A 2481-nucleotide genomic window follows, 5' to 3' on the forward strand; every position below is an offset into this window, starting at 1 on the left:
CGCCTGCGCCGACGACAACAAGGCCTTCTCGATCGCCTTCAAGACGCCGCCCGCCAACGACACGGGCGTCTTCCACATCCTCGAGCACTCGGTGCTGTGCGGCTCCGACCGCTTCCCGGTCAAGGAGCCGTTCGTCCACCTGCTCAAGAGCTCCATGCAGACGTTCCTCAACGCCCTCACGTTCCCGGACAAGACCATGTACCCGGTCTCCTCCACCAACGACCGCGACCTCGAGAACCTCATGGACATCTACCTCGACGCGGTGCTGCATCCCGCCATCTACCAGCGCCGTCGTATCTTCGAGCAGGAGGGCTGGCACTACGAGCTCGCCGGCACCGATGCCGGGCAGGCCGCCGATGCCACCAGTACCCAAGATGCCGAGAGGGGCGGCGAGCTCATCCTCAACGGCGTCGTCTACAACGAGATGAAGGGCGCGCTGTCGAGCCCCGAGGAGATCCTCATCTGCGGCATGATGCGCGCGCTGTTTGGCGAGACCCCCTACGGCTGGGTCTCGGGCGGCGACCCCAAGGCCATCCCCTCCCTCACCTACGAGGAGTTCCTCGACACCCACGCGCGCCACTACCAGCTCGCGAACTCCTATACCGTCCTCTACGGCAACCTCGACATCGAGGAGAAGCTCGCCTTCCTGGGCAAGCGCTTCGACGCCGCCCGCCCGGCCGCTGGCTCCCCCAACGAGCTGCCCCTGTGCGAGCCGCGCGAGGGCGGTCTCGTGTGCATGCCCATGGACACCACGCCCGACAACGCCTGCGTGGGCGTGGCATACGTGTTTGCCACGGCGGGCCAGCGCGAGCGCGTGCTCGCGGCAGACGTGCTGGTAGATGCCCTCGTGGGCTCCAACGAGGCCCCGCTCAAGCGCGCCATCCTCGACGCCGACCTCGGCAGCGACGTGCAGGGCTATCTCTACGACGGCATCCTGCAGCCCTGCCTCATCTTCGAGCTCCAGGGGGCAAAGCCCGGCGTGGCCGAGCAGTTCGAGCAGCTCGTCGAGCAGACGTGCGCCAAGCTCGTGGAAGACGGCCTTGGGGCCGACAACCTCGAGGCATCGCTCGCCCAGGCAGAGTTCAACCTGCGCGAGGGCGACTTTGGTTACCCCGACGGCGTGGGCCTGGCCATCCAGGCCATGAACGGCTGGCTCTACAGCGACGACGACGCCACGAGCTACCTGCGCTACGAGGACGCCCTGTCCCAGATCCGCGCCGGCCTTGGGGACGGCTACTTCGAGCGCCTGCTCGATGAGGCCGTCTGTCACAACGCCCACCGCTGCTGCGTGGAGGTCGTGCCCACCCCGAGCGAGGGTGCCACCGAGGAGGCCCAGCGCCTGGCAAAGGTCCGCGAGAGCCTGAGCGAAGTCGACCTCGCCGCCATTGCCCGCGAGGCCACCGAGCTCCACGCCGAGCAGGCCGCGCCCGACACGCCCGAGGCGCTCGCGACGCTGCCGCACCTCTCGCTCTCAGACATCGGCGAGGCCGCGGCAGACCCCAAGACGGTGCAGGCAGACGCGCCCGTCCCCTGCTACCACCACCTCATCGACACGCGTCGCATCGACTACGCCTACTGGTACTTCGACCTTGGCCACGTCTCCTATGACGAGCTGCCCTACGTGAGCGTGCTCGCGAACCTCCTCGGCAAGCTCGACACCGCGCGCCACAGCGCCTACGAGCTCGACACCATCTGCGAGGCCAAGCTGGGCGGCCTGTCGTTCTTCTCGGAGGTCTACTCCACCGACGGCGACCCGCTGAGCGCCCGCCCCAAGTTCGTCGTGGGAGCAAGCTCGCTTTCCGAGAACGCCCGCTGGCTCGCCGAGCTCCCGCGCGAAATCTGGGCCGAGACGAACCTCGCCGACACGCGGCGTATCCGCGACATCCTCGAGCAGCGCCGCGTGGGCATGGAGCAGGCCTTCGTCGACTCGGGCCATGCCGCCGCGCTCGCCCGCGTGGGCGCGCAGTTCCGCGCCTCCGCCGAGGTGTCCGACATGCTGGGCGGCGTTGGCTTCTACCGCTTCCTGCGCGATCTTCTCGACCACTTCGACGAGCGCGCTGACGCGCTCGTGGCCAAGCTCGATGACCTGCGCCGCCGCATCTTCACGGCGAACAACTGCGAGATGAGCTTCACGGGACCCGAGGCAGACCTCGCCGCCTACTGGGACAACGCATCCGACCTGGGGCTCTTTGCCGCCGCGGCGGATGCGCCCCGGCTCGTCGTGCCCATGCCGCAGGTGCGCTCCGAGGCCTTCGTCGTGCCCGCCAACGTCTGCTTCGTGGGCGAGGGCATGGACGGCCTGAGCGTGGGCACCGAGCTCAGCGGCGCGTGGCGCGTGGCCTCGCAGGCGCTGTCCTACGACTACCTGTGGAACGAGGTTCGCGTGCTGGGCGGCGCCTACGGCTGCGGCTTCCGTTGCACGGCCGACTCGCTGCTGCAGTTCTACTCCTACCGCGACCCGGCGGTCGACCCCACGGCGGG

The 2481-nt window shown here is 68.8% G+C and carries 1 protein-coding gene; it reads left to right on the forward strand.

The window, feature by feature from the left end:
• On the forward strand, nucleotides 1–2481 hold a 2481-nt coding region (locus AC1VTH_RS07870), incomplete at both ends, for an insulinase family protein (protein ID WP_481335601.1).

The sequence above is a fragment of the Parolsenella sp. genome (genome assembly GCF_982402205.1).